Below are 2627 nucleotides of genomic sequence, written 5' to 3'. Positions count from 1 at the left end.
GGTAGGCGGCGAGCATCTGTTCGCGCTCGACGAGCATGCGCCCGGCCACCAGGGTCAGGCCCGCCTCGCCCGGCAGGCGCCGCCAGGCCAGACGCGCTCCGTCAGTATCGGTCAGCTCCGCAGCATCGCCGGCCGGCAGTGGTGGTATCGCCAGCCGCGCCGGGTTGATCTCGATCAGCGCGCGTCCCTGAGCGTCGAGCAACCAGAGCAGGCTGTCGCGATTACCCAGCATGTTTTCGTAAAGCTGCGGACGTTGCCGAAGCGCCTCAACGCTGGTGCTGTCCTCGAGCAAGGCCTGCATGCGCTCCAGCCGGCCGAGCAGCGCCTGATCGTCACGCCAACTGATTTCCCGGTCCAGCGAGCGGTACAGATAGAGGCCGATGGCACCGAGCAGCACCACCGCCACCAGGGCGAAAGCGATGGCCAGGCGCAGGCTGAGCGAGCGCGGCAACAGCCTCACGATGCTGTCTCCAGCACGTAACCCATACCGCGCACGGTGTGGATGAGCTTGAGCGGATAGGGATCGTCGACCTTTGCGCGCAGGCGGCGGATCGCGACGTCGACCACGTTGGTGTCGCTGTCGAAATTCATCTGCCAGACCTGCGAGGCGATCTGCGCGCGGGACAGCACCTCGCCCTGGCGACTGAGCAACAGGTGTAGCAAGGCGAACTCCTTGTTGGTCAGGTTGATGCGCTCGCCCTGGCGGGTGACGCGGCGGCGCAGCAGGTCCAGCTCCAGATCGGCGACGTGGAAACGTTCGACCTCACGCGGCGGGCCGCGGCGCAGCAGGGTGCGTACCCGCGCCAGCAGCTCCGCGTAGGAGAACGGCTTGACCAGATAGTCGTCAGCGCCCAGCTCCAGCCCGCGCACACGGTCCTCCACCGCATCGCGCGCCGTCAGGAACAGCACCGGCGTATGCGCAGAGCGTTTGCGCACCACCTGCACCAGCTGCCAGCCATCGAGCCCCGGCAGCATGACGTCGAGGATCACCAGGTCGAAGGTCTCCTCCTCGATCAGGTATTTGCCGTCGACGCCATTGCGCGCGACCTCGACGCGGTAGCCGGACTCCTCCAACCCACGCTTGAGGTAGTCGGCCGTCTTGGCCTCGTCCTCCACCACCAGAATTCGCATCGGATCACCTCGCTGATGGCGCATAGGTTATGGGAGTCGCCGCACTGCGAGCCATTACAAAAGCGTAATGCGCAGGCAACGGTTCTGACGGGCAGGCATCGGCACCATGCGCCCCGAAGCTCAGCCACCCAAGGAAACCGATATGCGTATCGCAGCCACACTGTCATTGCTGACGCTGGCATTACTTACCCCGGCCCTAAGCGCCAACGCCGCCACGCCAGCACCGATCACCCAGCAGAACGTCTCGCTGGCCCTGGCCGACGGCCTGATCCAGGCCACGCTGGATCAGTGCCACGCGGAAAACCGCACGGCGGTGGTCGCGGTGGTGGATCGCGGCGGCAACCTCGTGGCTCTGCGCCGCGACGACAACGTCGGCCCGCACAACACTCTCGCCGCCCAGCGCAAGGCCTACACCGCGCTGTCGAGCAGGACCCCGACCCGTCTGTTCGCCGAGCGCGCCGCCGCTACGCCGGACGCCGCCAACCTCAACACGCTGGATGAGCTGTTGCTGCTCGGCGGTGGCGTGCCGCTGAAGGTCGGCGACGAGGTGATTGGTGCCATCGGCGTGGCCGGTGCCGGCGGTGCCAAGAACGACGAGGCCTGCGCCATGGCCGCCATCGAAAAACTGCTGCCCTCTTCCCACTGAAGAAAAGGAAAACCCCATGAAAGCACTACGTTCAATCGCCGCCGGCTTGATGCTCAGCGGCCTGTCCGGTCTCACCCTGGCCGCCGGCAACCCGCTCAGCGTGCATGTGCTGAATCTGGAGAACGGCCTGCCGTCACCGGACGTGCGCGTCACCCTCGAACAACGTCAGGGTGATGCCTGGAAATCACTCAACAGCGGCGAGACCAATGCCCAAGGCCGCATCACCGCGCTGTATCCCGAAGGCAAGGCGCTGGAAAAAGGCACCTACCGCGTCACCTTCAAGACCGGCGACTGGTTCGCCGCGCAGAAGGCCAGCACCTTTTTCCCCGAAGTTCCAGTGATCTTCGAAGCCGATGGCAGCGTCGAGCACTACCACATCCCGCTGCTGCTGAGCCCCTACGGCTTCTCCACCTACCGCGGCAACTGAGCCGCTCAGCGCACTTCCCAATAGCCCGGTGCGTTGTAGATGTCCTTCAGGTAGTCGATGAAGAAACGCACCTTGGCCGGCAGGTAGCGCTGCTGCGGGTACACCGCCTGGATGTCGTAGGCCGGCAGCGCGTACTCGTCGAGTACCGTGACCAGCTCGCCGCGCTTGAGCTCGGCCTGGATCTCCCAGGTCGAGCGCCAGCCGATGCCCAGCCCCTGCTTGACCCAGTCGAACAGCAGCTCACCGTCATTGCAGTCCAGATTGCCAGCCACGCGGATCGCCACCTGTCTGCCGTCACGCAGGAAGGTCCAGCCCCGCTGCTGCCCGCCCTGCAGGTTGAAGGCCAGGCAGTTGTGTTGCGTCAGCTCTTCCAATGCCGTCGGCGTGCCATGGCGGGCGAAATACTCTGGCGAGCCGCATACC

Annotated in this window: 4 protein-coding genes and 1 pseudogene; 2 read left to right on the top strand and 3 right to left on the bottom strand. The window is 65.6% G+C overall.

Translation table 11 applies throughout. The annotated features are described in order from the left end of the window. Nucleotides 1-460 (bottom strand): annotated as a pseudogene (locus LO50_RS09500) (heavy metal sensor histidine kinase); the annotation flags it as partial. Further along, entirely contained in the window at nucleotides 457-1131 is a 675-nt protein-coding gene (locus tag LO50_RS09495) for a heavy metal response regulator transcription factor (RefSeq protein ID WP_041013147.1), read from the bottom strand. The pseudogene LO50_RS09500 and the gene LO50_RS09495, both read right to left, overlap by 4 nt. A 142-nt stretch (nucleotides 1132-1273) precedes the next feature. Here LO50_RS09495 and LO50_RS09490 point away from each other — a divergent pair, with 142 nt between their 5' ends. Both LO50_RS09490 and uraH read left to right on the top strand, forming a co-directional pair. Beyond that, nucleotides 1274-1777, top strand: a complete 504-nt coding sequence (locus LO50_RS09490; protein ID WP_041013146.1) for a GlcG/HbpS family heme-binding protein — start codon at nucleotides 1274-1276, stop codon at nucleotides 1775-1777. A gap of 16 nt (nucleotides 1778-1793) precedes the next feature. Beyond that, on the top strand, nucleotides 1794-2204 hold the full coding sequence (uraH, locus tag LO50_RS09485) for a hydroxyisourate hydrolase (RefSeq protein WP_041013145.1): 411 nt from the start codon (nucleotides 1794-1796) through the stop codon (nucleotides 2202-2204). A gap of 5 nt (nucleotides 2205-2209) precedes the next feature. Here the strand turns inward: uraH and LO50_RS09480 are convergent. Next, nucleotides 2210-2627: substrate binding domain-containing protein (locus LO50_RS09480; protein WP_044314825.1), on the bottom strand; the 418-nt coding region annotated here is incomplete at its 5' end.

The sequence above is a fragment of the Stutzerimonas stutzeri genome, assembly GCF_000935215.1.
Classification (GTDB): domain Bacteria; phylum Pseudomonadota; class Gammaproteobacteria; order Pseudomonadales; family Pseudomonadaceae; genus Stutzerimonas.
This window is presented reverse-complemented; position numbering and strand designations above follow the sequence as displayed.

Bases quoted from the DNA above. Each gene is read 5' to 3' on its own strand.
- LO50_RS09495 (WP_041013147.1), bottom strand. From the start codon at position 1,131: ATGCGAATTCTGGTGGTGGAGGACGAGGCCAAGACGGCCGACTACCTC.
- LO50_RS09490 (WP_041013146.1), top strand. From the start codon at position 1,274: ATGCGTATCGCAGCCACACTGTCATTGCTGACGCTGGCATTACTTACC.
- uraH (WP_041013145.1), top strand. From the start codon at position 1,794: ATGAAAGCACTACGTTCAATCGCCGCCGGCTTGATGCTCAGCGGCCTG.